This is a genomic window from Flavisolibacter ginsengiterrae DSM 18136 (assembly GCF_059568575.1).
This window is the reverse complement of sequence record NZ_JCANTR010000003.1, coordinates 67,176-93,703: the sequence shown is the minus strand read 5'-3', so window position 1 is coordinate 93,703 and position 26,528 is coordinate 67,176. Positions and strand designations below refer to the sequence as shown.

At 36.6% G+C, this 26,528-nt stretch carries 24 protein-coding genes and 1 tRNA gene; 16 read left to right on the top strand and 9 right to left on the bottom strand.

Annotated features, from left to right (window positions below):
• The first annotated feature begins 59 nt into the window (after nucleotides 1–59).
• On the top strand, nucleotides 60–1,187 hold the full coding sequence (mqnE, locus tag BP74_RS04210) for an aminofutalosine synthase MqnE (RefSeq protein WP_496371383.1): 1,128 nt from the start codon (nucleotides 60–62) through the stop codon (nucleotides 1,185–1,187).
• Between the two features lie 118 nt (nucleotides 1,188–1,305).
• Nucleotides 1,306–1,890: a hypothetical protein gene (locus BP74_RS04205; RefSeq protein ID WP_496371381.1), complete on the top strand. Its 585-nt coding sequence runs from the start codon at nucleotides 1,306–1,308 to the stop codon at nucleotides 1,888–1,890.
• 12 nt (nucleotides 1,891–1,902) lie between these two features.
• On the opposite strand, the gene BP74_RS04200 is transcribed toward BP74_RS04205, so the two are convergent.
• From BP74_RS04200 to BP74_RS04185, 4 genes are all read right to left on the bottom strand, one after another.
• On the bottom strand, nucleotides 1,903–3,327 hold the full coding sequence (locus BP74_RS04200; RefSeq protein ID WP_496371379.1) for an L-serine ammonia-lyase: 1,425 nt from the start codon (nucleotides 3,325–3,327) through the stop codon (nucleotides 1,903–1,905).
• Between the two features lie 45 nt (nucleotides 3,328–3,372).
• Nucleotides 3,373–3,849, bottom strand: a complete 477-nt coding sequence (locus tag BP74_RS04195) for an FKBP-type peptidyl-prolyl cis-trans isomerase (protein WP_496371377.1) — start codon at nucleotides 3,847–3,849, stop codon at nucleotides 3,373–3,375.
• Between the two features lie 21 nt (nucleotides 3,850–3,870).
• Nucleotides 3,871–4,218, bottom strand: a complete 348-nt coding sequence (locus BP74_RS04190) for a hypothetical protein (RefSeq protein WP_496371375.1) — start codon at nucleotides 4,216–4,218, stop codon at nucleotides 3,871–3,873.
• A 42-nt stretch (nucleotides 4,219–4,260) separates the two neighbouring features.
• A tRNA-Cys gene (locus BP74_RS04185) sits at nucleotides 4,261–4,331 on the bottom strand.
• A gap of 133 nt (nucleotides 4,332–4,464) precedes the next feature.
• On the opposite strand from BP74_RS04185, the gene BP74_RS04180 reads away from it, so the two are divergent.
• The 4 genes from BP74_RS04180 (at nucleotide 4,465) to BP74_RS04165 (ending at nucleotide 7,723) form a co-directional block, all read left to right on the top strand.
• Complete coding sequence (locus BP74_RS04180; protein ID WP_496371373.1) at nucleotides 4,465–5,343, top strand: nucleoside phosphorylase; 879 nt, start codon at nucleotides 4,465–4,467, stop codon at nucleotides 5,341–5,343.
• Nucleotides 5,344–5,446: 103 nt separating this feature from the next.
• Entirely contained in the window at nucleotides 5,447–6,232 is a 786-nt protein-coding gene (gene dapF / locus BP74_RS04175) for a diaminopimelate epimerase (RefSeq protein ID WP_496371371.1), read from the top strand.
• Between the two features lie 85 nt (nucleotides 6,233–6,317).
• Nucleotides 6,318–7,259, top strand: coding sequence for a magnesium transporter CorA family protein (locus tag BP74_RS04170; protein ID WP_496371369.1), 942 nt, complete (start codon nucleotides 6,318–6,320; stop codon nucleotides 7,257–7,259).
• On the top strand, nucleotides 7,259–7,723 hold the full coding sequence (locus tag BP74_RS04165) for an NUDIX domain-containing protein (RefSeq protein ID WP_496371368.1): 465 nt from the start codon (nucleotides 7,259–7,261) through the stop codon (nucleotides 7,721–7,723). Before BP74_RS04170 ends, BP74_RS04165 begins: the two co-directional genes overlap by 1 nt.
• A 19-nt stretch (nucleotides 7,724–7,742) precedes the next feature.
• On the opposite strand, the gene BP74_RS04160 is transcribed toward BP74_RS04165, so the two are convergent.
• The gene (locus BP74_RS04160) at nucleotides 7,743–8,546 is read right to left on the bottom strand and encodes a queuosine precursor transporter (RefSeq protein WP_496371366.1); all 804 of its coding nucleotides are present in this window, start codon (nucleotides 8,544–8,546) and stop codon (nucleotides 7,743–7,745) included.
• 422 nt (nucleotides 8,547–8,968) lie between these two features.
• On the opposite strand from BP74_RS04160, the gene BP74_RS04155 reads away from it, so the two are divergent.
• From BP74_RS04155 to BP74_RS04135, 5 genes are all read left to right on the top strand, one after another.
• Nucleotides 8,969–11,437, top strand: coding sequence for a YfhO family protein (locus BP74_RS04155; RefSeq protein ID WP_496371364.1), 2,469 nt, complete (start codon nucleotides 8,969–8,971; stop codon nucleotides 11,435–11,437).
• Nucleotides 11,434–12,540, top strand: coding sequence for a glycosyltransferase (locus tag BP74_RS04150; RefSeq protein ID WP_496371362.1), 1,107 nt, complete (start codon nucleotides 11,434–11,436; stop codon nucleotides 12,538–12,540). Before BP74_RS04155 ends, BP74_RS04150 begins: the two co-directional genes overlap by 4 nt.
• Nucleotides 12,537–13,352, top strand: a complete 816-nt coding sequence (locus BP74_RS04145) for a glycosyltransferase family 2 protein (protein ID WP_496371360.1) — start codon at nucleotides 12,537–12,539, stop codon at nucleotides 13,350–13,352. The genes BP74_RS04150 and BP74_RS04145 overlap by 4 nt, the downstream gene beginning before the upstream one ends.
• 163 nt (nucleotides 13,353–13,515) lie before the next feature.
• On the top strand, nucleotides 13,516–14,532 hold the full coding sequence (locus BP74_RS04140; protein ID WP_496371358.1) for a glycosyltransferase family 4 protein: 1,017 nt from the start codon (nucleotides 13,516–13,518) through the stop codon (nucleotides 14,530–14,532).
• A 12-nt stretch (nucleotides 14,533–14,544) separates the two neighbouring features.
• Nucleotides 14,545–15,456 (top strand): glycosyltransferase family 2 protein, encoded by a 912-nt coding sequence (locus BP74_RS04135; RefSeq protein WP_496371356.1) that lies wholly within the window; start codon nucleotides 14,545–14,547, stop codon nucleotides 15,454–15,456.
• 21 nt (nucleotides 15,457–15,477) lie between these two features.
• Here BP74_RS04135 and BP74_RS04130 read toward each other — a convergent pair whose 3' ends face one another.
• Nucleotides 15,478–18,006, bottom strand: a complete 2,529-nt coding sequence (locus BP74_RS04130) for a T9SS type B sorting domain-containing protein (RefSeq protein ID WP_496371853.1) — start codon at nucleotides 18,004–18,006, stop codon at nucleotides 15,478–15,480.
• Nucleotides 18,007–18,314: 308 nt separating this feature from the next.
• Between BP74_RS04130 and BP74_RS04125 the strand changes: the two genes are divergently transcribed.
• The 3 genes from BP74_RS04125 to BP74_RS04115 are packed head-to-tail and all read left to right on the top strand — an operon-like array spanning nucleotide 18,315 to nucleotide 20,690.
• Nucleotides 18,315–19,100, top strand: coding sequence for an FkbM family methyltransferase (locus BP74_RS04125; RefSeq protein WP_496371354.1), 786 nt, complete (start codon nucleotides 18,315–18,317; stop codon nucleotides 19,098–19,100).
• 8 nt (nucleotides 19,101–19,108) lie between these two features.
• A complete protein-coding gene (locus tag BP74_RS04120) occupies nucleotides 19,109–19,807 on the top strand; it encodes an FkbM family methyltransferase (RefSeq protein WP_496371352.1) in 699 nt (232 codons plus the stop codon).
• 28 nt (nucleotides 19,808–19,835) lie between these two features.
• A complete protein-coding gene (locus BP74_RS04115) occupies nucleotides 19,836–20,690 on the top strand; it encodes an alpha-1,2-fucosyltransferase (protein WP_496371350.1) in 855 nt (284 codons plus the stop codon).
• 14 nt (nucleotides 20,691–20,704) lie between these two features.
• Here BP74_RS04115 and BP74_RS04110 read toward each other — a convergent pair whose 3' ends face one another.
• On the bottom strand, nucleotides 20,705–21,451 hold the full coding sequence (locus BP74_RS04110; protein WP_496371348.1) for a menaquinone biosynthetic enzyme MqnA/MqnD family protein: 747 nt from the start codon (nucleotides 21,449–21,451) through the stop codon (nucleotides 20,705–20,707).
• A gap of 113 nt (nucleotides 21,452–21,564) precedes the next feature.
• On the opposite strand from BP74_RS04110, the gene purB reads away from it, so the two are divergent.
• Nucleotides 21,565–22,911: an adenylosuccinate lyase gene (purB, locus tag BP74_RS04105; RefSeq protein WP_496371346.1), complete on the top strand. Its 1,347-nt coding sequence runs from the start codon at nucleotides 21,565–21,567 to the stop codon at nucleotides 22,909–22,911.
• 13 nt (nucleotides 22,912–22,924) lie between these two features.
• Here purB and BP74_RS04100 read toward each other — a convergent pair whose 3' ends face one another.
• Entirely contained in the window at nucleotides 22,925–24,511 is a 1,587-nt protein-coding gene (locus BP74_RS04100; RefSeq protein WP_496371344.1) for a peptide chain release factor 3, read from the bottom strand.
• A gap of 243 nt (nucleotides 24,512–24,754) precedes the next feature.
• Entirely contained in the window at nucleotides 24,755–25,120 is a 366-nt protein-coding gene (locus tag BP74_RS04095) for a response regulator (protein WP_496371342.1), read from the bottom strand.
• Between the two features lie 151 nt (nucleotides 25,121–25,271).
• Between BP74_RS04095 and BP74_RS04090 the strand changes: the two genes are divergently transcribed.
• On the top strand, nucleotides 25,272–26,516 hold the full coding sequence (locus tag BP74_RS04090) for an ABC transporter permease (RefSeq protein ID WP_496371340.1): 1,245 nt from the start codon (nucleotides 25,272–25,274) through the stop codon (nucleotides 26,514–26,516).
• Nucleotides 26,517–26,528 lie beyond the last annotated feature (12 nt).

Below are 26,528 nucleotides of genomic sequence, written 5' to 3'. Positions count from 1 at the left end.
TGACCTGGATCATGTAGCAATTGATCGTACATCTTAACTTTGCTGCGCAAATCTTTAATATGATCGAAGCTATAATAGATAAAGTACCCTTTAGAGATACAAATCCACAATTACAGGCAATTGCCCAAAAGATATATGATGGCCAAAGAATTAATCCTTCAGAAGGGCTTTTACTTTTCAATAAAGCTTCCCTACCCTTTGTAGGTTCATTGGCGAATCATGTAAGGGAAAAGTTGCATGGAGACAAGACCTTTTTCAACCGCAACTTTCATATTGAGCCTACCAATGTTTGTGTATTTTCCTGCAATTTTTGTGCATATTCTAAGCTGTATGCACATAGAGATGAAGGCTGGGAATTAAGCATGGAGGATATGTTGAATATTGTGAAAAAATATGACAACAAGCCTGAAACGGAAGTTCATATTGTTGGTGGAGTACATCCCAAGATGAATCTTTACTTCTTTGCAGATCTGCTTAAAGCCATTCGTTCACATCGGCCAGACCTCCATATAAAAGCATTTACAGCAGTGGAACTGGATTATATGTTCAGAAAAGCTAAAGTTAGTATTGAAGAGGGCGTAAACATTCTTAAAGAAGCTGGTTTAAATTCCATCCCTGGTGGTGGAGCCGAGATCTTCGATGAAGAGATAAGGCAAAAAATATGTGCAGACAAAGTCAACGCAGAAGGCTGGCTTGAAATACATGAGACTATTCACAATGCAGGTATGCATAGTAATGCGACCATGCTTTATGGACATATAGAGAATTACGACCATCGGATAGATCATATGGAGCGATTACGGCAGTTGCAGGATAAAACGGGAGGATTTAATACGTTCATTCCCCTTAAATTTAGAAATGGTGATAATGACATGAGCCATGTTCCTGAAGTAAGCCTGGTGGAAGATTTAAAGTTATATGCTATTGCCAGGTTGTATATGGACAACTTCCCACACATAAAAGCGTACTGGCCGATGCTGGGTCGTAAAAATGCCCAATTAGCACTTGCGTTTGGGGTGGATGACATAGATGGTACTATTGATGATACAACTAAGATCTACTCTATGGCAGGGGCAGAAGAACAAACTCCAGCAATGAGTACAGAAGAGATAGTAACCTTGATTAAACAGGTAAACCGAATACCTGTAGAAAGGGATACGCTCTATAATACCATCCGGGAATATTAACTAATTTAAACTTCTCAAACCGCTGCAATGTCAGCGGTTTTTTATTTCCATTTTCACAATAAAAGGGCTGTTTAAGCCAAGTGTATCCTTCGTATATTTAAGTAAGAAGCTGTTTTGTATGAACAAGCCCTGGTGGATAAACAAATGGATCTTTTATTCCCTGTCCTTTGTTGTCATAATATACATGACCGGCTGCCAAAAGGAATACAGTTTTGAAGGTAGCCCGGTCCCGGTTCAAGACACTTTACCAGTAACCACAGCAACCGATTTTCCTTCCTGCACAAGTTGCATAAATAATGATACACTGGCAGTATGGTCATGGAAATTCAAACTTAATAATGCCATATTATGTGGACATGCTGATACAGCTATTATCAATATAGAACGAAGTTCGTTTACATTTTTTGGACCTTCATCATGTTCTATTGATTCGGGTTTGGTGATTACTGTTTACTTAAATCCATGGGTATTGGACGGAGACAGATCAAATATAAATGCAGGCATGGTAGCTTTTTATTATTATGACCATGTGGGAAGTAATTATATCCTCATGAGCCAACCCAATACCGCGTTTACTTTAACCATAGAAAACTATAATAACCAGACAGGTATAACTGTAGGTAAGTTTTCAGGTTATGCATTTATGGCTAATGGCAATATTGCAACTGTAAGTGAAGGAAGATTCAAGGTGAAGTTGAGATGATCCGGGAATATCTTAACATTCACTAAGACTTAAGGGAATATTGACAGCCAGGCCACCTTCGGCAGTTTCCTTGTACTTACTGTTCATGTCAAGTGCAGTTGCCCACATGGTTTCAACAACTGCATCCAATGAAACTTTCGCAAAATCAGGAGAACTTTGAAGGGCCAGTTGGGATGCTGTAATAGCTTTAATGGCCCCCATAGTATTACGTTCTATACAAGGCACCTGTACCAGGCCGGCAATTGGGTCGCAAGTCATGCCCAGGTGGTGTTCCATAGCAATTTCAGCAGCCATTAATGCTTGTCTTTGAGTTCCCCCTAAAACTTCGGTAAGTGCAGCCGCTGCCATACTGGATGAAACTCCTATTTCAGCCTGGCAACCACCCATAGCAGCTGAAATGGTTGCACCTTTTTTAAAAATACAGCCAATTTCGGATGCAGTTAGTATGAATTGGACAATTTTCTCATCGGTGACATTTTCATGGAAAACGATGTAATACTGAAGCACTGCAGGTATGACTCCAGCAGCACCATTGGTTGGCGCAGTCACTACTCTTCCAAAAGAGGCGTTTTCTTCATTCACTGCCAGTGCAAAACAACTTACCCAATCAAGAATGTATTGAAAAGAATTCCCACCCTGGCGAATAGCTGTGAACCAATCTTCATGATTATGATAGGATTTACCCTTTAATAACTTTTTACTAAGTTCAGCCGCTCTTCGCCTGACATTTAGCCCGCCAGGTAGCGTACCAGGAGTGTGACAACCCCGAAAGGTGCAATCACGCATAGTCTCCCAGATCTTTAATATCCCTGTTTTGGTTGCCGCTTCTGTTCGCCAGGATAATTCATTCTCCATAACTACTTCATGAATGGCCATGCCAGTTTTCATACACCAATGCAGTAACTCCTCCGAAGTATTGATAGGAAATGGCAATTGAGCCTGTTCATTGGAAATTTCTTCACCTTCCTTAATCACAAAGCCGCCTCCTATTGAATAATAGGTTTCTGAAATAGAATTTCCGTCATGGAATGTAGCCAGGAAGCTCAATGCATTTGGATGGAAAGGAAGTGTTTCAGAAAAAAGGAAATGAATATCAGCTAAAGGATCAAAATTTATCTCATGGTGATTTTTCAGTCTTATTTTTTTGGCTGAAGCAATTCCCTGCATTTTTGGTGTTATCTGGTCTACATCAAATGTAACCGGATCATCACCAGCTAGCCCCAATTGAACTGCAACATCGGTTCCATGGCCCTTACCTGTTTTGGCCAGGGAGCCATACAATAAAATAGTCAGAGTAGTAACCTGGTCTAACTGCCCCTTACTTTCCAGGTTTTCGACAAATCGTTGGGCTGCCCTCCATGGACCTAAGGTATGAGAGCTTGAGGGTCCCACACCGATTTTGAATATGTCGAATACGGAAATAGATTCGTGTACCACAGGAACAGTTTGAACAAAGGTAATTTTTACTCTCTGTATATATTTTTAATACACAGTATTAAGCGTAACATCGAATACCAAAATAGAATTAGCTGGAATGGAACCTACAGCCCTGTTCCCATAACCCAAAGAAGGCGGAATATATAAATGAATGCTGCCACCCTGCTTGATCAGGGGTATGCCATCTGTCCAACCCGTAATGACCCCATTCAACATAAAATCAGCTGTATTAGCGTCAAACTGTGTTCCATCTGTTAGTTTCCCAACATAAGTTGCTCTAACGCCCCCACATGCTAAGGGCGAAGCACCGGTTCCGGGATTATCAATAGTATAGAATAGCCCACTGCAATGTTGGATGGCTGTAATATTATGTTGGTCCAGGTAATCCTTGACTGCCTGTATTTCAGAAGCCGGTGCTTTAATGGAACAGGGATCATAATTGCACTCATAATTGGTGTTTCCTTTCAAACAACTGCTATAAGTGGCCAAAATAAAAAAGCCCAATACTATCTTCTTCAACATAGGTATATTTTAAGTTTCAATTTAATCTTCTGAAGGCTGACGAATATTATTATTATTTTCTTTCCTATTTTTTTTAACAAGTTCCTGGTACAGCGTTTCATTTCTGTCCCAACGGTGGTAGGCAGAAAAGATCGTTATAAAGACGACTATTCCAATAAGGGCAATTAAAATAACAATGATCAGTGAAGGATCACTGTTTAAAACCATAGTTGCTTTTTTATACCATCCGGAAAACAAGTTTAAAAGCAAGGCTCCTGCAATCAAAACGCCTAAAGGCATGCCAATAGAAAGCTTTCTCAGAAACTGCTTTTTCCTTTTTCTCTGATCCTTCCAATACAAAAAAAACTTTTCTTCTTCTGGTGTCAGCATGTTAAAAAAAATCCCGTCCAGGTTTAGCTGAAACGGGAAAAGAGGTACCTAGCAGATTCGAACTGCTGTAGGAGCTTTTGCAGAGCTCAGCCTAGCCACTCGGCCAAGGTACCATTAGTTCCAGGGATGAAGATAATAGTAAATTACAAACAGTCAAATCCTGGTTCTAAAGCGCTGCGAAAATAGGGTTTTTTTACTAAGTAATCCAAGTACATTTGTAGCTTAACAATTCTGAAATAATCCACCATGCAAAGAATTGCAGAATCCGAATTGATCATCAATTCCAGAGGCGCCGTATACCATTTAAATCTCAAACCTGAAGAACTGGCTCATAATATTATAACGGTTGGAGACCCTGACAGGGTCAACCTTGTTAGCCAATATTTTGATTCTATTGAAAGCAAGTTTCAACACAGGGAATTTATTTCGCACACAGGCTTTGTGGGCAAGAAAAAAGTTACTGTAATTTCCTCCGGCATTGGCCCGGACAACATAGATATAGTAATGAACGAATTGGATGCCCTTGTCAATATCGATTTTGAAACAAGGCAGATCAAGCAGGAACTGACTTCTCTGAATATTATTCGTATTGGTACTTCCGGATCACTGCAAGCAGATGTGCCGGTGGATACATTTGTAGCATCAACACATGGATTGGGATTGGATAATTTACTGAACTATTACAGGCTTGATCAAAATGAACAGGAAAATCAGTTGTTACAATCTTTTGTAACCCATACCCAATTAAATTCAAATGTCTGCAATCCTTATATTGCTTCTGCAAGCGGTTCTGTATTAAAGCATTTTGTAGAGGGCTATCACCAGGGAATTACTGTAACCTGCCCGGGGTTTTATGGACCACAGGGACGGGTTCTTCGTCTTGGCATTCAGAATCCACAACTCATTGACAGGTTAACAGAATTTACATTTGGTCAGCACAGGATCACCAATTTTGAAATGGAAACTTCAGCGATCTATGGTCTGGGCAAATTATTAGGGCATCACTGCCTTTCTTTAAATGCAATTGTTGCTAACCGGATCCAGAAAGAATTTACAAAAGATGGTGATAAGCTTATACATAAATTAATTCGCCAGGCATTAGAGACCATTTCAACCTCTTTGTAAATCCATATGTAACAAAGAGCTTTGGCCAGAGCCTATTTATCTAAATTTGTGTTCTCGGCAAAAAAGTCTGGTAAAAGACTTTGCTGAAATAAAAAGATGATCTATGCATATTGAGTTTTATAAATACCAGGGTACAGGAAATGATTTCATAATAATGGACAACCGTGATAAGAGCTATGACCATTTGACAAGAGAACAGGTATCGTTTTTATGCGACAGGCGTTTTGGAATAGGTGGAGATGGTTTAATGCTTTTAAATGGACATGCAGATTATGATTTTGAAATGAAATATTATAATTCAGATGGACGGGAAAGTACTATGTGCGGTAATGGAGGCCGTTGCCTGACGCAATTTGCATATGATATAGGAATTGAGAAAACTTCATTCACTTTCCTTGCAATTGATGGACCACATGAAGCCAATATCAATGAAAATGGTGTTGTTGCACTTAAGATGAAGGATGTAAACGAGGTAAAACATGAACATGGAGATTATGTTATAAATACAGGTTCACCCCATTTTGTACAATTCACGAATGATGTAATGCACCTTGATGTTTATAAAAAAGGTAAAGAGATACGATACAATAAAGAGTTTGAGAAAGAAGGCATTAATGTCAACTTTGTTGAACAAACAGAATTAACAGATCGCATTATTGTTCGTACTTACGAAAGAGGTGTTGAAGATGAAACCCTTTCCTGCGGCACTGGCGTTACAGCTGCCGCCCTGGTCAGTGCACACAATGACAGTGGTTTTAATCGTGTGGAAGTGAAAACAAAAGGCGGATTATTAAGTGTGGAATACGAAAAAAAAGGTGATACTTTTAAAAACATCTGGCTTAATGGGCCTGCTGTAAGAGTTTTTAAAGGAAATATTGACATCAATTAAATTTTAGCTGTTTTTATAGTATGGGTAAATGACAATCCAGGACTTTTTAACAGAAATAAATACCTTAAAATTATAAAGAAGTACTGTGATCAAATATTTTGTCAATACCAATCAAAAAACCATTGAGATAGACAAACCTGAAAAAGGTTCCTGGATCAATATATCTCCCCCATTGAGGCAAGAAGAATTTACCGAGCTTGCTGACAAGCTGGATATACCATTGGATTTTTTGACAGATTCCCTTGATATAGATGAAAGGAGTAGGTTTGAAGAAGAAGACAATGTTCGGTTGATAGTTTTAAAAACTCCAACTCAGAACAATTCATTTAGCGAAAGTGATGCCTATTATATCACTATTCCTATTTGTATTATTCTTACACACAACCAGATAGTAACTGTCAACTCTTTTGAAAACCCGGCCATCAAAAGATTTCTCAATACGCTTCAAAATCGGCACCCTGATAAAAAGAATATGATGGCGCTGAAGATCTTTGAAAAAATAGTCCAGGATTTCATGGATCATTTAAAAGAGATTAACCAAAAAAGAAATCTCCTGGAACAGCAACTGTACGATGCCAACCGGAATGAGCAACTGTTGCAACTTCTGCGTATTCAAAAAAGCCTTGTATACTTCGTTACTGCCCTGAGATCCAATGAATTATTGTTCATCAAACTGGAACGCACTAATTTCCTGAAACTTAGCGAAGAAGAGAAAGAAATACTTGAAGATCTTATCATTGATACTTCGCAAGCCCTGGAAATGGCAAATATTTACACCAATATCCTAAGCAGTACCCTTGATGCCTATGCAAGCATTATTGCCAACAATCAAAACCTTGTTTTGAAACGTCTGGCTGTTATTACTATTGTCCTTACATTTCCCGTACTGATATCGAGTTTATTCGGCATGAATGTTCCAAGTGGCTTCGAACATTCACCTTATGCCTTTTATATAGTAGCTGTATTATCCCTAACGATATCCATGCTTGTAGGTTGGTTCTTTCTTAGAAAAAAACTCTTCCAGTAATGTTCCGGTTCAATATTCGGGTTTATGGAGTGCTGATTAATGAAAAGCACCAGGTTTTGGTAAGTGATGAATATATCCGTGGCAACTATTACACAAAGTTCCCTGGCGGAGGCCTGGAATTTGGTGAAGGAACCAGGGATTGCCTTCGACGGGAATTTTTAGAAGAGATGAATCTGAAAGTGGATGTTGGTGAACATATTTATACAACGGATTATTTTCAACTTTCTGCTTTTCATCCGGAACACCAGATCATTTCGATCTATTACAGGGTAATGGCACTGGAAACCATTACAACCCGTATCAGTACCAGCCCATTTGATTTTGATGAAACCCAAATGAATATTTACGCCCGGCAACAGGAGACAGAAAGTTTTCGTTTCATAGAATGGGATGCTTTCTCCGAAGAAACAGTTACACTTCCTATTGATAAGATCGTAGCTGGAATGCTTAAGAACAGGCAGTAAATCCGGTTTCATCACTATATTAACCTGCAGCAGGAATATTTAAAAATCCATCATCTTCCTGCCCCATCGCTGCCTTTTTCATTTTATGTGCCATTTCATGACCCACATAAACTTCTATTTTCTTTTCTGCAAATACAATTACGGGCGTTAATATTAATGCCATAAGAGCCTTATATATATAGTTCATTATACCGATAGCCAGGATCATTTGCCAGGAGAATACACCGCTGAATGCAATGAACAACACGATATAACTATCTATGAGTTGGGATACCAGGGTGGACCCTGTAGCACGAAGCCAGATCTTTTTGTCTCCTGTTATTTTTTTGATCCTGTGAAAAATATATACATCAACCAGTTGGCTCACTAAAAAAGCTACCAGGCTGCCAATGATGATCCGCATGCCCTGCCCAAAAATGGCATTAAAGGAAGTTTGCATGTTACTGATACCATTAGCAACACCTGAGCCGATCCAAAAATCTGCAGGAGGAACACCTATAGCGATAAAATACATCAGGAAAGCATAGGAAATCAGAATAATCGCAGTAAAGGAAATACGCCTTACTGCTTTAGGCCCATAATACTCGTTCACAATATCTGTGATAACAAATTCGAGGGGCCATAATAACACGCCACAGGTTAAATTAAAAGATAGCCCGCTTTGTCCAAACAAGCTAAAATTCACAGGGTGAAACCCGAAGAGTTTCTCAAGGGAAAAGATCTTGGTTCCTATTGATTCTGCGATAAGGGCATTACAGCAAAAAAAAGCGGTAATTCCTAGAAAAAGCTTGGCTGGTTTGTCTTTAAGTATGTAGTGTATCATTTAAGTATAAGATGTAAAAAAATTGCATAATTAAGAATCCAGTATTTGCATAGATCAGCCACAACGGAATGACAGCCCGAATTTTTTTGCCCAGCACAAAAAGTACTAAGTAAGAGATGTTTACTACTGGATTAAGAAGGGCCACCATTAGATATCCCATGATTGCAATAGTGCCAATTAGTGTCTCATGGGATAGCCAATTGGTCATTTGAATCAAAATGGCCAAAACAAAGAAAATATTACATATAAAAGCCAGTCTGGATAGAAATAAAAGCCAACGCATCGAAACTGAATTATCAAACAAAATATTGTAGCTAGTCTGATTTTAAAAATAGGTAATTAAACTTTACCAGATTTTTCCATATAACCCGGTATTATTCATTCAAAATAACATTATTTTGTCGCCATCTAAAAAACGGAATATGAACAAAGGGCTCTTTCAACGAATCCTTCCCCATTTAATAGCTGTAGTTGTTTTTTTGGTTGTGGCTTTAATTTATTGCAGGCCTGCCATTGAAGGTAAAGTCTTAAACCAGGAAGATATTACACAATGGAAGGCATCGATGAAGCAATCAGAAGATTACAAGGCTTCTCATGGACAAGTTCCCCTTTGGACAAATGCCTTATTTAGTGGAATGCCAACTTTTGCCATTGCTTATCCTACTAACAACTATATCCCCTGGTATGCACATGAAGTTTTAACGCTCCATTTACCCAAACCCATACAATTTTTCTTCCTTGCCTGTATTTGCTTTTATTTTTTATGTATAGTATTAAGAATAAATCCATACATAGGAATATTTGGGGCGCTTTCATTTGCTTATGCAACCTATAATCCTGTGATAATAAGTGTAGGACATGATACCAAAATGTGGTCCATAGCATATATGCCAGCTCTTTTAGCAAGCATACTATTAATTTACGATAAAAAATATTGGTTAGGGACTGGTTTGACTGGTTTATTTACATCCATAATGATTTCAATGAATCACCCCCAGATTGCCTATTATTTATTTATTGCTCTTGTAATAATGAGCATATTTTTTATCGTAAGGTGGATCAGGCAGAAAGATTACTCCCATTTGATTAAAGCATTGTCATTGACGTTATTAGCTGCATTGGTAGGATTACTTACAAATGCGGTTTCTCTTTTATCTACTTATGAATATCAAAAGTCAACGATTAGAGGCGGCTCTGCTTTAGCTGAGCACAAGAAGGATGATGCTAAAAACGGGTTAGGTAAAGACTATGCTTTTGCATACAGCATGGAAAACTCGGAACCATTTGTAATGATGGTGCCAAAAATGTTCGGAGGTAGCAGTGATAAAGCTGAGGTGGACCAGGAAAGTTCGAAGGCTATTGAAGCAGCAAGTAGCCTGCCACGGGAAATACAACAACAATTGCCATTAACTTATTATTGGGGAGGTATTGGAGTTACAAGTGGCCCTCCTTATGTTGGCGCCATTATCTGTCTTCTTGCCATATTAGCCATGTTTGTACTTGACAACAAACATAAATGGTGGATGTTTTCTGCTATCGTACTAACAATCATTATGTCATGGGGATCAAACCTGGAACAGGTAAATACTTTATTTTATAAATACCTGCCACTATACAATAAATTCAGAGCCCCATCCATGATCCTAGTTGTTCCACAGTTATTGCTCCCAGCATTAGCTGTGATGGGTTTACATAAAATTGCCTTTTACGAAAATAAAGAATCGTTATGGCCATCAATAAAAAAAGGACTGATCGCTACAGGTATAATTATAGCTATTTTGTTGCTTCTTTATATGTCATTTGATTTTTTAAGTGAGAGAGACAAAGACATATTAAAACAGGTTAATAGTTCTGGTCAACCCCAATTATCCGATGCATTGCATACTTTCTTCAACGGCTTAAAAGAAGATCGCAAATCTTTGATGCTGGGAAGCCTGTTTCGTTCCCTCGGCTTTATGGCAGCTGGATTTTTATTTGTATACCTGTTATATAAGAAAAAAATAAACAAAACCATTGGCTTTGCTGCTATTGCATTATTAAGCCTGGTTGATTTGATAGCAATAGATTCAAAATATCTCAATGAAGAAAATTATGTAGATGCACCCTATGAAGGATCGGTAATGATACCAGAAACGCAGGCCGATCAAATACTAAAAAAAGACACCAGTTTTTATAGAGTACTAAATGAAGCAGGTGATCCTTTTAGTGGTAATAATTATGTATCCTATCAATATAATTCAGTCGGAGGATATCAAACAGCGCGGCTGGCTATTTATAATGATCTTATTGACAGCCAACTCAGGAAGGGCAATCCTATGGTCTATAATATGCTTAATACCAAGTATATTATTCAAAAGGATCAAAATGGCGCTACACAATCAGCAAGGGTAAATCCTAATGCACTCGGTAATGCTTGGTTTGTAAAATATTTACATTTTGTTCCGGACGCACATGCCGAAATGAGGGCACTTGATAATTTAAATCCCAGGGATACCGCAGTAATTCAACAATCATATAAAAGCAAACTTGGGTCAATACCTGTTTCATATCCTGCAACCGGAACTATACAGTTAATTAAAAATGATAACGAAGTAGTTACCTATCGATCCTCGAATCCAGCAAACGAGTTTGCTGTGTTCAGTGAGATTTTTTATGAACCAGGCTGGAAAGCGTTGGTTGACAATAAAGAAGTACCCATTGTAAAAGTTAATTATGTTTTACGCGGTATACCGGTAGCTGCAGGTAATCATGAAATAGTATTTAGATTTGAACCACCTGGTTTTCTGTTAGGCAGGAAGATTACCACAATCTTTTCCATTATTATGGTCTTGCTATTAGTTGCAGGTTTAGTATTACAATGGAAAAGAAGCAGGCAGCTTGAAATAAAATGAAAATTGTAAGTCTTGTTTGGTTTAAAATTTTCCCTGCAAAATTCGGTGGGCAGAAAGGCATTGCAATTTTCCTTGAATATTTGACCGCATATTTTGACATAACCTGTTTATGTTCCAGGGATAACAATTATTTAGGAAACTCTTTAAAAGTAGTTCCCAAACTTCCAGTAAGAAAATGGCAATTTATTAATCCCATAATTTGGGTAAGTATTTTACTTAGAATCAAAAAAGAAAATGCTGAGGTTCTCATTATTGAGCACCCATATCACGCCATTACTGGCATATTGGCTAAAAAGTTATTAAAAGTCAGGCTAGTACTACACCAACATAACCTGGAACATGTAAGGTTTAGGGAAATGGGTTATAGTTGGTGGCCCATATTAAAATTTTTAGAATCCCAGCTAAGTCGACATGCGGACCTGGTTCTTTTTAAAACTTTTCAAGACCAATTAAAGGCAATAGAGTTATTTCATTTAAACCCTGGAAAAACATTTATTGTTCCCTATGGAATTGAAAAAAGAACATTTAATAAGGAGGCCAGGTCAAAGATTTCAACTAAATACAATCTATCAGATAATTGCAAGATCTTTCTATTTGCAGGAACATTAGACTATAAGCCAAATGCGGAAGCTATAGAGAATATTTACAAAAAACTGTTTCCATATTTGGATAATTCAGGTATTGATTATTCAATTATTATTTGTGGAAGAAATAAGATCAAAGGCTTCGATTATCTACAGAAATTAACAGCCAAACATATTATCAATGCAGGTGAAGTAGATAATATTGATGAATATTTTTTTGCTGCCGATGTGTTTATTAACCCTGTGACAATTGGTGGTGGTATTCAAACAAAAATTCTGGACGCTCTCTCCTACCAATTACCCGTCATTTGTTTCGATGTTATGCTTTCCGGAATACCATCTCAATTTATTGGAACTTTGATTCACCCGGCGAACAATGGTGACTGGAAAAAATTCAGCTGCGAAATGCTTAGGGTTAAAAAGTCCCATTGTGAATCCTTTTGCGTTGATCTGTTAAGCGGTCAAAGCTGGGAAAGAATAACAAAAAATGTGGCAGAAAAAATAAAATTGCTGGCATGAACTTACCTAAAATAAGCATCATATTGCCAGTATTTAATGGTGCCTTTTTTTTAAAAGAGTGTATTAATAGCCTGTTATCACAGACCTTTATAGATTTTGAATTATTGATCATTAATGATGGATCAACTGATGACACCGAAAAGATAATAAGCAGTTATACTGATCCACGCATTCGGTATATTAAAAATGAAAAAAATTCAGGGCTAATATACAGTTTGAACCTGGGAATCAATATGGCCAAAGGAGTTTATCTCGCCCGAATGGATGCAGATGATATTGCCTTACCTGAAAGGTTATTGGAACAGAATAATTTTCTTGATACACACCCAGGTTGTGATGTCGTTGCCGGGTGTATAACCCTTATTGATCATAATAATAGAAATATAGGTCATTGGCCTTTGGATAGAAATACTATTACCTTTCAGTCCATTTGTAAAACGATGCCCTTTGAAAATTGCCTGGCACACCCTTCCATTATGGGAAGAACAATTGTTTTTAAAGCCTTTATGTATGACCCCCAACAGAATCACCTGGAGGATTATCACCTTTGGTTAAGAATGTTATCAAATGGCATCATCATAGAAAAAGTTTCACATTCCATTTTGCTCTACCGTGACAATCCTGGATCAATTACCAATCAAACTTTAAGAAAAGATAATTTCTTTTTCAGGCATGCCCGTATGAAAAAAGATATCATATGGGCTGCCATCAAAGGCAAGAAATTTTCTGCATACCAACTACGTATCCTCTTAGCCATAGTATTAGATATTATAAAGGGCTGCGCAAAAGCTTTAAAAGCTATATTGAATTAACATGTACAGTCTTTATATATTAAAAAGAAGAATTGAGGACGTTTTTATTTTCCCATTCATTCTAATGGGCAGGTTTATCAGTCTGTTAAAGCCCCTGGAAAAACAATATAAGATCTACTATTTTTTCCCTTTCTACCATATAGGAGGAGCAGAAAAAGTTCATTTGCAAATAGCAGAATATACGGGAGGGTCGGATACTATAATATTTTTTACGCGTCGCTCACATAACGAGGGCTATATACATGAATTTAAAACCACAGGATGTACAATCAAGGATATATCTTTTTATACGGATAATAAATGGCTATACTTCCTTAACCTGATTTACAGGGGGATCATAAGTGGATATGTAAATAATCAAAAAACTTCAAGCACCATATTTAATGGGCAATGCAATTTTGGCTATAAGATCAGTCCATGGATAACAAAAAAAAGCAAGCAAATTGAATTAATACATTCCTTTAATACCTTTTCTTACATCCGTATTCCATTTTTGCCTTTCATAAATAGAACAGTCATGATCAGCAAAAAAAGGATCAATGACCACCTGTATCTCTACAAAAAAATAAAGGTTCCAAAAGAATATGATAGCAAAATTCAGTTTATTTCAAATGCTATAGAATTGCCTAAAAGTATTGTATCAAAACCTTTAAAGCCATTTACCATTTTATATGTAGGAAGGGGAACATCTGAAAAACGACCGCATATTTTTACTAAGGTTGCCGAAAAACTTCATTTTGATCAGGATATTAGTTTTCAAATGCTGGGAGACGTAACCGAAGCAATAAGTATATCAGATTATCCATTTATAAAATTCTGGGGCAATGTAACAGACACAGCAGCAATTGACTCAATATATCAAAATACGCATGTTTTAATCATTCCTTCTGAAACTGAAGGATTTCCAATGGTAATGATTGAAGCAATGGCAAATGGTCTTGCAATTGTGGCAACACCTGTTGGTGACATTCCTTATCATTTAAAGAATGGCATTAATGGATTTTTATTTAACTCTATAGAAGATGAGCCAAAAATAATTGATGAAGCAGTATCCTACATTAAGGAATTAGCTATTAATGAAAAATTATTTTCAGAAATAAGTAACTATAATGTCTTATATGCCAGTCAACATTTTGATATAAAAGATTTTGCCATATCTTATCAAAAGCTGTTACGATAAAATGCAACTAATTTGAAACCTCTAAGTTTTATTATCATTACATACAACAGGCCAGCAGATGCCTTATTACTATTAGAAAATATCTATCAGCTGGATAATGCAAAAGAACTATTAGAAGAAATAATAATAGTAAACAATGCTTCTACTTCAGATTATGGTGAAGTAGAAAATTTTATTGCTTTGCACCCCGAATTACCTTATCATTATTTTTATTCAAAAGAGAACCTGGGAGTAGCCAAAGGCAGAAACTTTGCCTTGCAAAAAAGCACGAGCCCGATTCTTATTATGCTGGATGATGATGCTGAACTACAAAACAAAGATTGCCTTATACGCTTGTTGGAAGAGTTTGAAAATAAAAATACAAAACGTCCCAAAGCTATTATTTCGTTTAAAGTTTTATACTTCGACACCAGGGAAATGCAGGTTAATGCTTTACCTCATAAACAATTCAATACATATAAGGACAAGGATTTTTTTGAAACTTACTTTTATGCCGGAGGTGCGCATGCTATTAAGAGATCAGTATTAGGTGAAGTGGGGACATATCCTGAAGATTTCTTTTATGGTATGGAAGAGTACGATCTTAGTTACCGTATTTTAAATGCAGGCTATTCCATCGTTTACAGTAATAAAATAATAATGCTGCATAAAGAATCTCCTTTAGGAAGAAAGCCTAAAGAAGAAAAATTGCGGATGATGTGGGTCAATAAGAGTAAGGTTTGCTGGCGCTATCTTCCTCTAAAATATTTCATAAGTACAACATTCCTATGGTCCTTATTTTATTTAAAAAATACAGGATACCATCTTAATGGTTGGATAAAAGCATGGAAAGAGACTATAAGTATAACTAAAAGTCCTAGAACAACAATTAATAAGGAGACTTTAGACTATTTGAAATCACTTAATGCAAGACTCTGGTATTAAGTGCTACTATTAATAATATTTTTATCTTATAAGGGTTATTACCCCTTTTTTATAAATAGGCTCATAACTACAAGGACTTTCTGCCTTTACCTGGTATATATAAACTCCTGAAGGCTGTTTTACATTCTTGTAGGTACCATCCCAGCATGAATTTTTTTCGGTGCTGTGAAAAACAAGCTCGCCCCAACGGTTATAAATCCAAAGCTCGAAATAGGTTGTTTCTCCCCAATGCCGTAAATTAAAACAATCGTTTTTACCATCATTATTTGGTGTGAACGCGTTGGGAATGTGGAATCCATTTGTGCCATATAATAGGTTAGCATGTACCTGAATGGAATCTGAAACAGTACAACCACCATTAGCTACAAAAACCTTATACCATGTATCGCTCTCAGGATGGACAATTGGGTTTGGTATATTTGGATTATCAATATTAACATTAGGACTCCAATTAAACAAAGTGCCACCTGATGCTGTTAATTGAGCTTCTAAAGACACACAATCGATATCATTCGATTTTTTAATAGCAATAATTGGCTTTGGATTCACCTTAACAATACTTCTTAAAGTATCCGTTGAACAACGTGAATCCAACCTGACGAATATTGTATCAGTAATTCTGGCAGTTAGGGTTAAAGATGTGGAAGAAGAGATGTTGTTTTCTTCATCAGTGAACCATGAATATTGATCTGCTCCGGAAGCGGTCATAGTTACCTGATCTCCGTCACAAACATCAAATCTATCTGGTGTAATTGAAAAAACAGCTTTTGGAAAAACGTCAACATTAACGGTATCCTTTTTATAACAGCCAGGCATATCCCACCCGGTCACAATATATTGAGAAGATTTGTTAGGACTAACCACAGGGCTTTGACCTTTGGGATCTGAAACCTCCAATGCCGGAGTCCATGAATAATGTTGCGCCCCATTAGCAGGAAGCATAATGGTAGAATTGGCACATATAGATGTATCAGTCCTTGCAGAAAGATTTGGCGGTTCTACTACATTTACGTGAACAGAATCATATTGAAAATCAATTTTGGAAAATGAAATATCATCAATGGCAAAATCGTTGCCATCATTTAAAGAATTGTCATTAATTATGCTTAGTTCGGCCTTTGATAGGTTACCCGAATTCCATGATGTTTGCCAAAAACTCCAATTACAAGAAGTATTTTCCCCATTGACATTTTTCTCCATTAAAACATTATTGATCGAAAACCTCAGTTTGGCAGGGTTGACAGAACGTAATGATTGCAACCAAAATGAAAAATTGTAGCTTGTATTAGGTAGAACATTAATAGTGGTGCTCCAAACTTTAGCTTTTAATAAGGAAGAGCCATTAACCATTAACATATTTCCCGAGCCACTTGTATGGTCTTTACAATTTCCATAAGAAATATTCCATTTGGGAACATCATTACCTACCCAATATTGACCTTCATTTGAATTCAAACTTGCGAATGCATAATCAGATGTAAAATCTGATTTGCCCAGACTAAAGTTGCCATTTGGGATCAGGTTAGTGCCCGTTATTTGTGCTGTTAAAAAATAAGTTTCTGAATTTGATGGAGTTACTAGTTGCATAGTACTATTTGGAAAAGAAACTCCGTTTGTTGATTTCCAGCAATTATCCAAACTTGAAATATTTGAGGTCATTAAAACAGATTGGCCCTTACAAATAGTTGTATCTTTTAAATTTAATAAAATACTTTTTACAGGTTTGACAATTGAAAGTTTTTTTTCAATGCTGTCAAAACAACCTAAAGCATTTTCAGATTTAAATTTTATGAAGTAATCACCATAATCAAAATAGGTATGAGCTACAGTTGAACCAGCACCAAATGTCCCATCTCCAAAACTCCAGTTTGATGAAGCTAGGTTGGCATTATTTGCAATTAATTTAACTTCCTTATTGTTACATGTTGATTGATCAAATGAAAAATCTATTGATCGCGTTGAAGCTTCAAAATTTCCATACAGGGCTTCTATTTCATCCTTATTCAAAGCCCTGTTATACCATCGAATATCATCCATCTTACCTTTAAATGAAAGTAGATCTTGTTGCCACCAATTTCCAAAACGCAATTCTGAATTACAAGATAAAAAACTACTAAATGAGGTAACACTCTTGGTTTTAAGTTTTCCATCAATATAAATGGAATGACTAAATCCATCAAAAACAATGACAGCACAATACCATTTATCTCTACAAATCCAATTGTTTGTATTTAAATAACTTGAAGAATTGGTATTGAAGCAGGTTGAATTATTGCCTACAATATTTGATCCTATTCCTGGAAAAGGTGGGTAATTTATAAAAAACTGATATTGAGATCCTCCAGATCCACTTGCATTTGTAAAACTTCTTTTCCCTACCAGGTTTTGAAGTGCATCTGTTTCTGTTTGAAACCACAACACCAGGCTAAACTGGGGTGTAGAGAATGCACTGTTATCATCACTTATTTTCAGGTAGTCGTCAATTCCGTCAAAATAATAGGCACTATTGGCATTTCCGAAACGGTCCGTAGTTAATGATATATTTCCCATATTCATAGCATGATGACCATTCCCTGATAAATCATTTGAATTTCCAGAAAAGGGATAATATGCTACCAGGCCATTAGTTAAGTTAACCTGTGAGAAAACTATTAATGACACAAAAACATAAATAACGGTACAGATAATTTTTCTCATAAACATCCAGGATTAACCCGGATCGACAAAATATAAAAAATATTGTTACTATCAGGTAGTTATTATAATAATTTTAAAAGTTTTTACCATGTAAGTACACAAAAAAATATTTTTAAATCCATTTTAATTTAAGTTGCAAGTTTATAATTACTAATCAATAAATGAACCAGTCACTTAATAAAATATTAAAAACTATAGGGCTATACAAGCCTATAGTAAATATTAAAAGAAAGTTTGACCTTATAAAAGCTCAAAAAATTGAAAGATCTTATCATAAAAAAAGGATCTCGTTTTATAAGCGTTTCTTGCACCCAGGTCAACTCGTATTTGATGTTGGAGCTAATATTGGAAATAGAGTTCAGGTATTTAAAGAACTAGGTTGTAGTGTTATTGCTGTAGAACCCCAGGAGGCTTGCGTAATGGTTTTGCGTAAAAAATTTGGCGACTCAATAGTAATAGAACAAAAAGGTCTAGGCAAAGAAGAGGGTGAATTGGAAATGTTAATTGCAGATGAATCTACCATTTCTACATTTTCCAGTGAGTTTGTTGAAAAAACAAAAAATAATAAATTCAAAAGAAATAACTGGAACAAAAGAGAAAAAATCAGGATTACCACACTAAATCATTTGATAAATAAATATGGAATGCCTGACTTTTGCAAAATAGATGTTGAAGGTTTTGAATCGGAGGTTTTAAAAGGTTTATCTGCAAAAATTCCACTTGTATCTTTTGAATACAATGTGCCTGAAATGTCAGGTAATGTATCACTTTGTCTGCAATTATTAAATGACATTTCTACAGACTATTTATTCAACTATTCCATTGGAGAATCGATGTCCTTAAAATTGTCCCAATGGCTGCCTTTTGAAAAATTCACTTCAATTGTTCATTCAGCAAATTTTCAAAATAGTGATTTTGGAGACATTTATGCAATAGTAAAATCTTAGATAATAAAATGATTACAACAATTATATCGCTATTAGAAAAAGCAGAGGGATTAACTAGAAGAGTCAAAAAGAATCTACAATTAAAAACAAACAAACAATATCAAACATTGTCAAAATGGTATGAAGATGATCTCCACAATTTGAAGAAAAGTACCTTTACAAAATTAACAGAAGAAAGCACTGTTTTTGACTTAGGTGGATATGAAGGCCAATGGTCAAGTGATGTATATGCAAGGTATAATTGCAATGTATATATTTTCGAACCTGTAAAAGCCTATGCTGATATCATAAAGGATCGATTTAAGCAAAACTCCAAAATCCAGGTTTTTCAATATGGATTAGCTGGTTCTAACCAGGAAGTACCTATAACAATTGATGAATTTGCATCAACTATCCTAAATAATAAAGTAGAATCAAAGCAAACGGAAATTATTAAACTGATGGATTTCCACCAGTTTATCATACAAGAAAATATTAATTCCATTGATTTGATAAAAATAAATATTGAAGGCGCTGAGTATGACCTTTTAGAATATTTGATTGGTAAAAATTTAATAAACAAAATTGGAAGTTTATTAATACAGTTTCATAATTTTTCCAATGATGCAGAAAAAAGAATGAAAGAAATTCTTGAACGATTATCCGCCACACATCAACAAGTTTATGATTATCCATTTGTATGGACTTTTTTGGAAAAAAGAGATTAAATCATAATTACTATTAGATTCTCAAACAATGATTATTGCAAGAATTAATGGGGGACTTGGAAACCAGATGTTTCAATATGCCGCAGCAAAAGCACTAAGCATTAAAAATAACACCGAAGTTAAGCTGGATATATCTGGATTTTCCAGGGATCAACTCCGAAACTTTGACCTTATTAATTTGAATGCAGATGTCTCAATAGCATCAAAAAATGAAATTGATCAATTAAAAGCTTTTAATTCTTTTGACCGAGTTCGGGCAAAACTTACCTCAAATAAGAAAAAAAAATTTTACAAACAACCTTTCTTTCATTTTGACACTAATTTCTTTAATCTTGGATCAAATGTTTATATACAGGGTTATTTTCAAAGTGAAAAGTACTTCCAGAAGATCAAAGAAATAATAAAAAAAGACTTTGCGATAAATCATGAAGTAATAGGCAATGTTCTGGAATTCAGTACACAATTGAAATCAATAAATTCTGTTGCCATTCATATCAGGAAAGGCGATTATAAAAACGTAGAAACGCAAAAAGTTCATGGTGTGTTACCAATAGAATATTACCAGGCAGCCATAAACAAAATAACTGCATTAGTGCAAGATCCCTGGTTTTATATTTTTACAGATGACAAAACATGGGCAGAACAAAACCTTCAGTTGCCAAATTCTACTATTGTATCCGGAAACATTTCAACAAACCATTTTGAGGATTTGTTTCTGATGTCGCATTGTTCTCATAATATCATTGCCAATAGTAGCTTTAGCTGGTGGGGCGCCTGGCTGAATAAAAATGAAAATAAAGTAGTAATAACCCCGGCAAACTGGTTTAAAAATGGCCCCCGGGATCTCCAGGATCTGATCCCCAAAACCTGGACTACGATTTAGATCAATGAGATTTTTTACAATTTCACTGAAAGTTTTCCTAAAAACAATCGCATCGCCTTCTTTTTTTCCTCATCCAGGTTATAATCAATACACTGGGTATAATATTTCTTTAGATCAAATGCATTAAAAGGATTTTGAAGCACTATTTCATCAATATGCTCAAAACCCAAACTGTTGGCTTCATTAAATAATTGTTCAAATTCTGCCGGGAGCTTTTTATTGGCTATCCATGCAGCAAAAACAAATGGAAGTCCTGTATGTAATTTCCATGCTTCAGCAAGGTCATAAATGTAAGAAGAATACTGCCTCTGTTCAAGCGCCCTGTCCCCTATTACCACACCTGCAACTTGCCCGCATATCTTTTGACGAAAGTCCTCTCCTTTTGCGTCTAAAAAAACGACGTCTTTCTTCCAATATTCCTTTAATAAAACCTTAGCAAGGTTTACAGAAGTGCGGGATTGATAATCCAGGTAAACGGTCTCAATTTGATCAATTGGAACTTCACTGAAAATACATACAGATGCTACCGGGCCATTAGCCCCAATACAAAAATCTGTAACAGTATGCCATTCCTTAAGTTTTAATGTAGCCGCAACTGGTATAAGTCCAAGATCCACTTCATCATCTATCAACATTTGGGCAATCTTTGCCGGGTAATCCTCAATCAATTCGATTTGAGCACTTACCGGGTGATGTATGATACCATATAACAAAGGCTTTGTATTGAGATAACTTACTGCCGCAACTCTTATCTTACCCAAATCATTTAATTTTGCGTGCAAATATAAACGCTGTTTATAGTTTGATCGCTATTAGAAATCTTAATTATGCGTTCTTTGTATCTATTGACAGTAAAATTTATTCTTTATAACAAATGGAACTTTCTTCACTGACCGCTATTTCTGCAATTGATGGAAGGTATAGGAATCAAGTGCAACACCTGGACGATTATTTTTCAGAATATGCTTTGATGAAGTACAGAGTTTTAGTGGAAGTGGAGTACCTGCTGTTTCTTTCACATAAAAAAGTATTTAAATTATCAGCCAAAGCAGCGGAACAATTAGCCCAGGTCCGGGATAACTTTTCTATCGAAGAGGCACAGCAGATCAAGGAAATTGAAAAGGTCACCAATCATGATGTTAAGGCAGTAGAATACTTTATAAAGGAGCAACTGGATAAAATTGGAGAGACCAAGGTCAAAGAATGGGTCCATTTTGGACTGACCTCCCAGGATATAAATAATACATCAATTCCTTTATCCTGGAAGCATGCACTTGAATTCGAATATCTGCCTGCTGTATTCAACCTTGTAGCTGAATTAAAGGTGTTGGCAAGGCAATGGAAAAAGATACCGATGCTTGCCCGCACACATGGCCAACCTGCCAGCCCTACATTGCTTGGCAAAGAATTAATGGTATTTATAGAAAGGATCGAAAACCAAATTGAGCAGTTGATCAATATTCCAATCAGTGCCAAATTTGGTGGTGCTACAGGAAATTTCAATGCTCATTATGTGGCTTTCCCCAAAAAAGATTGGATTGGATTCGCAAACGAATTTATACAGGATACGCTCGGGCTGCAACGACTTCAATATACTACGCAGATCGAACATTATGATAATTTAGCTTCCAGTTTTGATTGCGTTAAAAGAATCAACACCATACTTATTGATCTCTCCCGGGACATCTGGAGCTACATATCCCAGGACTATTTCAAACAGAAAGTAAAAAAAGGGGAAGTAGGATCATCAGCAATGCCACATAAAGTGAACCCTATTGATTTTGAAAATGCAGAAGGCAATTTAGGTCTTGCGAATGCTATTCTTGAACATCTCTCCGCCAAGTTGCCTGTATCTAGATTACAAAGAGACCTCACCGACTCCACAGTTCTAAGAAATATAGGAGTTCCTTTTGCACATACTATCCTTGCTTTCAAATCAATAGATAAAGGACTCAATAAACTGGTATTGAACGCAGATACTATAAATTCAGATCTTGAAAATAATTGGGCAGTAGTTGCAGAAGCTATTCAAACCGTACTGCGCCGGGAACAATACCCCAATCCTTATGAAGCATTAAAAGAACTGACCAGGGGAAACAAAAAAATTGACAAAGCAGTAATGCATAAATTTATAGAAGGCCTCAAAGTACCAGTGACGCTAAAAAAGGAATTGAAGGCAATAACTCCCCAAAATTATATCGGCCAGCACCCTGAATTTTAATGCGGTGATCTTATTATTTGTGGATTTCGCTGGTAAAGTGAAATTCTACATCAGGATTGTTGGTCCTTTCTGTGTTCAAAAACCATTCGCTTTGGGCCAGGTACACTAAATGTCCGTCCTTGTCAATGGCAATATTTCCAGATTTAAAGCGAATGAAATCTTCCAGCTTTTTGGGATCTTCACTGGTGATCCAGCATGCCTTATAAAAGGGTACACTGTTGAAGATTACAGAAGCGCCATATTCATGCAGCAGGCGGTATTGGATCACTTCAAATTGTAGTTCACCAACGCAACCAATAATTTTCTTATTTCCTCCAAATTGTGTAAACAACTGGGCAACGCCTTCATCTGTCAGTTGAATCAATCCCTTTTCCAGTTGTTTTGTTTTCATAGGATCTTTATTCACCACCTCTTTAAATATCTCAGGTGAAAAAGAAGGAATGCCGGTAAAGAAGAATTCTTCCCCTTCAGTAAGTGTATCTCCTATCTTAAAGTTCCCAGTATCAAATAAACCAACTACATCACCCGGGTAGGCATCATCCACAACGTTTTTCTCCCTGGCTAAAAATGAATAAGGATTACTAAAGCGAACATCCTTATCCAGGCGCACATGATGAAAATATTTGTTGCGCTCAAACCTGCCAGAACATACTCTTAAAAAGGCAATCCTGTCCCTATGTTTAGGATCAAGATTAGCATGTATCTTAAAAATGAAACCACTAAACTTATCAGCATCCACTTTTACCGTGCCCTTGTTGGTTTCCCTGTCGCGGGGTTTAGGAGAAATACGGATAAAAGTGTCCAGCATTTCTTTCACACCAAAATTGTTAATAGCGCTGCCGAAGAATACGGGTGCTACGTCCCCACTTAAATAATCATTGACATCCAGTTCCCCATACACTCCGTCAATTAATTCAACATCCTCCCTTAAAGTGGCAGCGTCACGTTCTCCTAATTTTTCATTTAAGACTGTAGAGGAAAGATCTGATATGGATATAGTATCCTCATCTGTTGCCTTAGTATTAGCAGTAAATAGGCGGATGCTCTTATTGTGCAGATCATAAACACCCTTGAAATCTTTTCCCTGGTTAATAGGCCAGGTCATAGGATGCAATGATATACTCAGTTCTTTTTCAATTTCTTCCAAAAGGTCAAAGCGATTCTTACCGTCGCGATCCAGTTTATTAATGAAAACGATCACAGGCGTTTTACGCATCCTGCATACCTGCATCAATCTTCTTGTTTGTTCTTCCACACCATTCACGCTATCTACAACAAGGATCACACTATCCACAGCAGTCAAGGTTCTGAATGTGTCTTCCGCAAAATCTTTGTGGCCCGGTGTATCAAGCAGATTGATCAGAGTTCCTTCATATTCAAAGCTCATTACCGATGTAGCAACTGAAATTCCTCTTTGGCGTTCTATTTCCATAAAGTCAGAAGTAGCTGCCTTTTTGATCTTATTACTCTTTACAGCCCCTGCCACTTGAATGGCACCACCGAATAACAAAAACTTCTCAGTTAACGTGGTTTTTCCCGCATCGGGGTGCGATATGATAGCAAAAGTGCGACGCTTTTCTATTTCTTGCTGATACTTCATGTTGTTAATATCCAATGAATCAATTATAATCTTTCTGCTCCCCGGTACCGCTATGCTCAATTTTAGCGGTATTTAAAAGGTAATAAATTGAGATTTTTGGACGCGCAAAAGTACAGCATCATACGTTAAAAGCTTTGAAATAAAAGAAGGTGAGTTTGAAATCAAAAATTAAGCAGCTAATCTGATTATTAGCCTCATTCAATCTAATCTTATTTTGAATAGACAGAAATTCAAATGCTTTGGTTAATTTGAAAGTTTTAACTGGTTTTGAATCTTGGATATTAAGGTATCTGTATTAACAGGCTTACTTATAAAATCATCAGCCCCGTAAGTGTCAATTTTTCCTGCGGCCCCGGGATGAGCTGAAAACATGATCACTGGAATATGGCTTGTTTCCTTATTGGCTTTTACCTGCTGGCATATAGTCCGGCCATCTGCACCGGAAAGTAAAACATCCAACAAGATAATAGATGGCTGAAATTGAGATATCTTATCAAAAACCTCTTCTTCCCTGGATGCCGTATCCACCACATGACCTTGTTTTTTCAAGAGTATATTCAATACCGTCCTAATATCCGGATCATCATCAATTACTAAAATCTTAGCCATAGCACTTATACAATATTGATAATTTTCAATTGGTTAAGGTTTAATCCCTGCAAAAAATGAAATATCCGAAATTAGGGAAAATAGGATATTGTAATCAAAGAATGTGCTAAATTCTACATGGGTAAAGAAAACAAAGATTTACTTTTGAACTATGCGCCGCATACTGGAAATTATAGGCAGTAGTTTTAAGATGGCTTTGCAGGAGCTTTGGAAGAATAAGCTCCGAACCTTTCTTTCCTTATTTGGGGTTACAATCGGAATATTTTGCATCATTGGCGTTCTGGCAACAGTTAATAGCCTTCAAACAAATATTCAAAACCAGTTAAAATCACTGGGTAATAATACAATTTACATTGACAAATGGGAATGGGGCGGCGGTGCCGATTACCCTTTTTGGAAATATTCCAAACGACCCTTAGCGCAGTATGATGAAGTGGCGGAGATCAAAAAACGTACAGCAACAGCCAATTTTGCCGCTTTTTTTATTAGTTCAAGTGTCAGTGCTGAAGTTGATGGAAACACCCTTAGTAATGTCCGGCTATACGGCGTTTCCCAGGACTATACCAATATTCAGCCCCTGGACATTCAATATGGAAGATTTTTAACTGAAGGCGAATTCCAGCGTGGCACGAATACGGTGGTCATCGGTAATGAGATCGCAGAACAGTTATTTGGCGAGGCTGAGAGAGCTCCCGGAAAAGTAATTGATATAAAGGGCAGAAAAGTCAATGTTGCAGGGGTAATTAAAAAACAGGGTAGCCAGATAGTTGGTGGCTGGCAGTTTGATAAAAGTATGATCATACCTTATCAATTTGCCCAGTCAGTCATTGACGAAAGACGGTCAGATCCCATTATTATGGTAAAAGGAGCACCGGCAGTTAGCAGTAAAGTCCTGAAAGATGAACTGACCGGAACTATGAGATCTATCCGGCACTTAAATCCTACACAGGAGGACAACTTTGCATTGAATGATATCAATGACCTTAGCGAGTCGCTGGAAAAAGCCTTCGTTAGTGTCAATATTGGCGGATGGGCTATTGGTGCACTGGCTTTTATTGTAGGTATATTTGGTGTTGCCAATATCATGTTCGTTACCGTCAAGGAAAGAACTTCTCAGATTGGGCTTAAAAAAGCAATTGGAGCCAAGAGCAGGGTCATTTTGATGGAATTCTTATTAGAATCAGCCTTTCTTTGTATAATCGGGGGAATCATGGGTTTGCTCCTGGTTTTTATTCTTACCAAGGTGGCTAGTTCTCTTATTGACTTTCCTTTCTTTCTTTCACCTTTTATCATTTTGATCGCTATTATTATTTGTATCGTTGCGGGTATTCTGGCAGGCATCATACCAGCCTCGCAGGCCGCAAGGATGGATCCGGTAGTAGCCATAAGAAGCTAATTTCCATAGTCG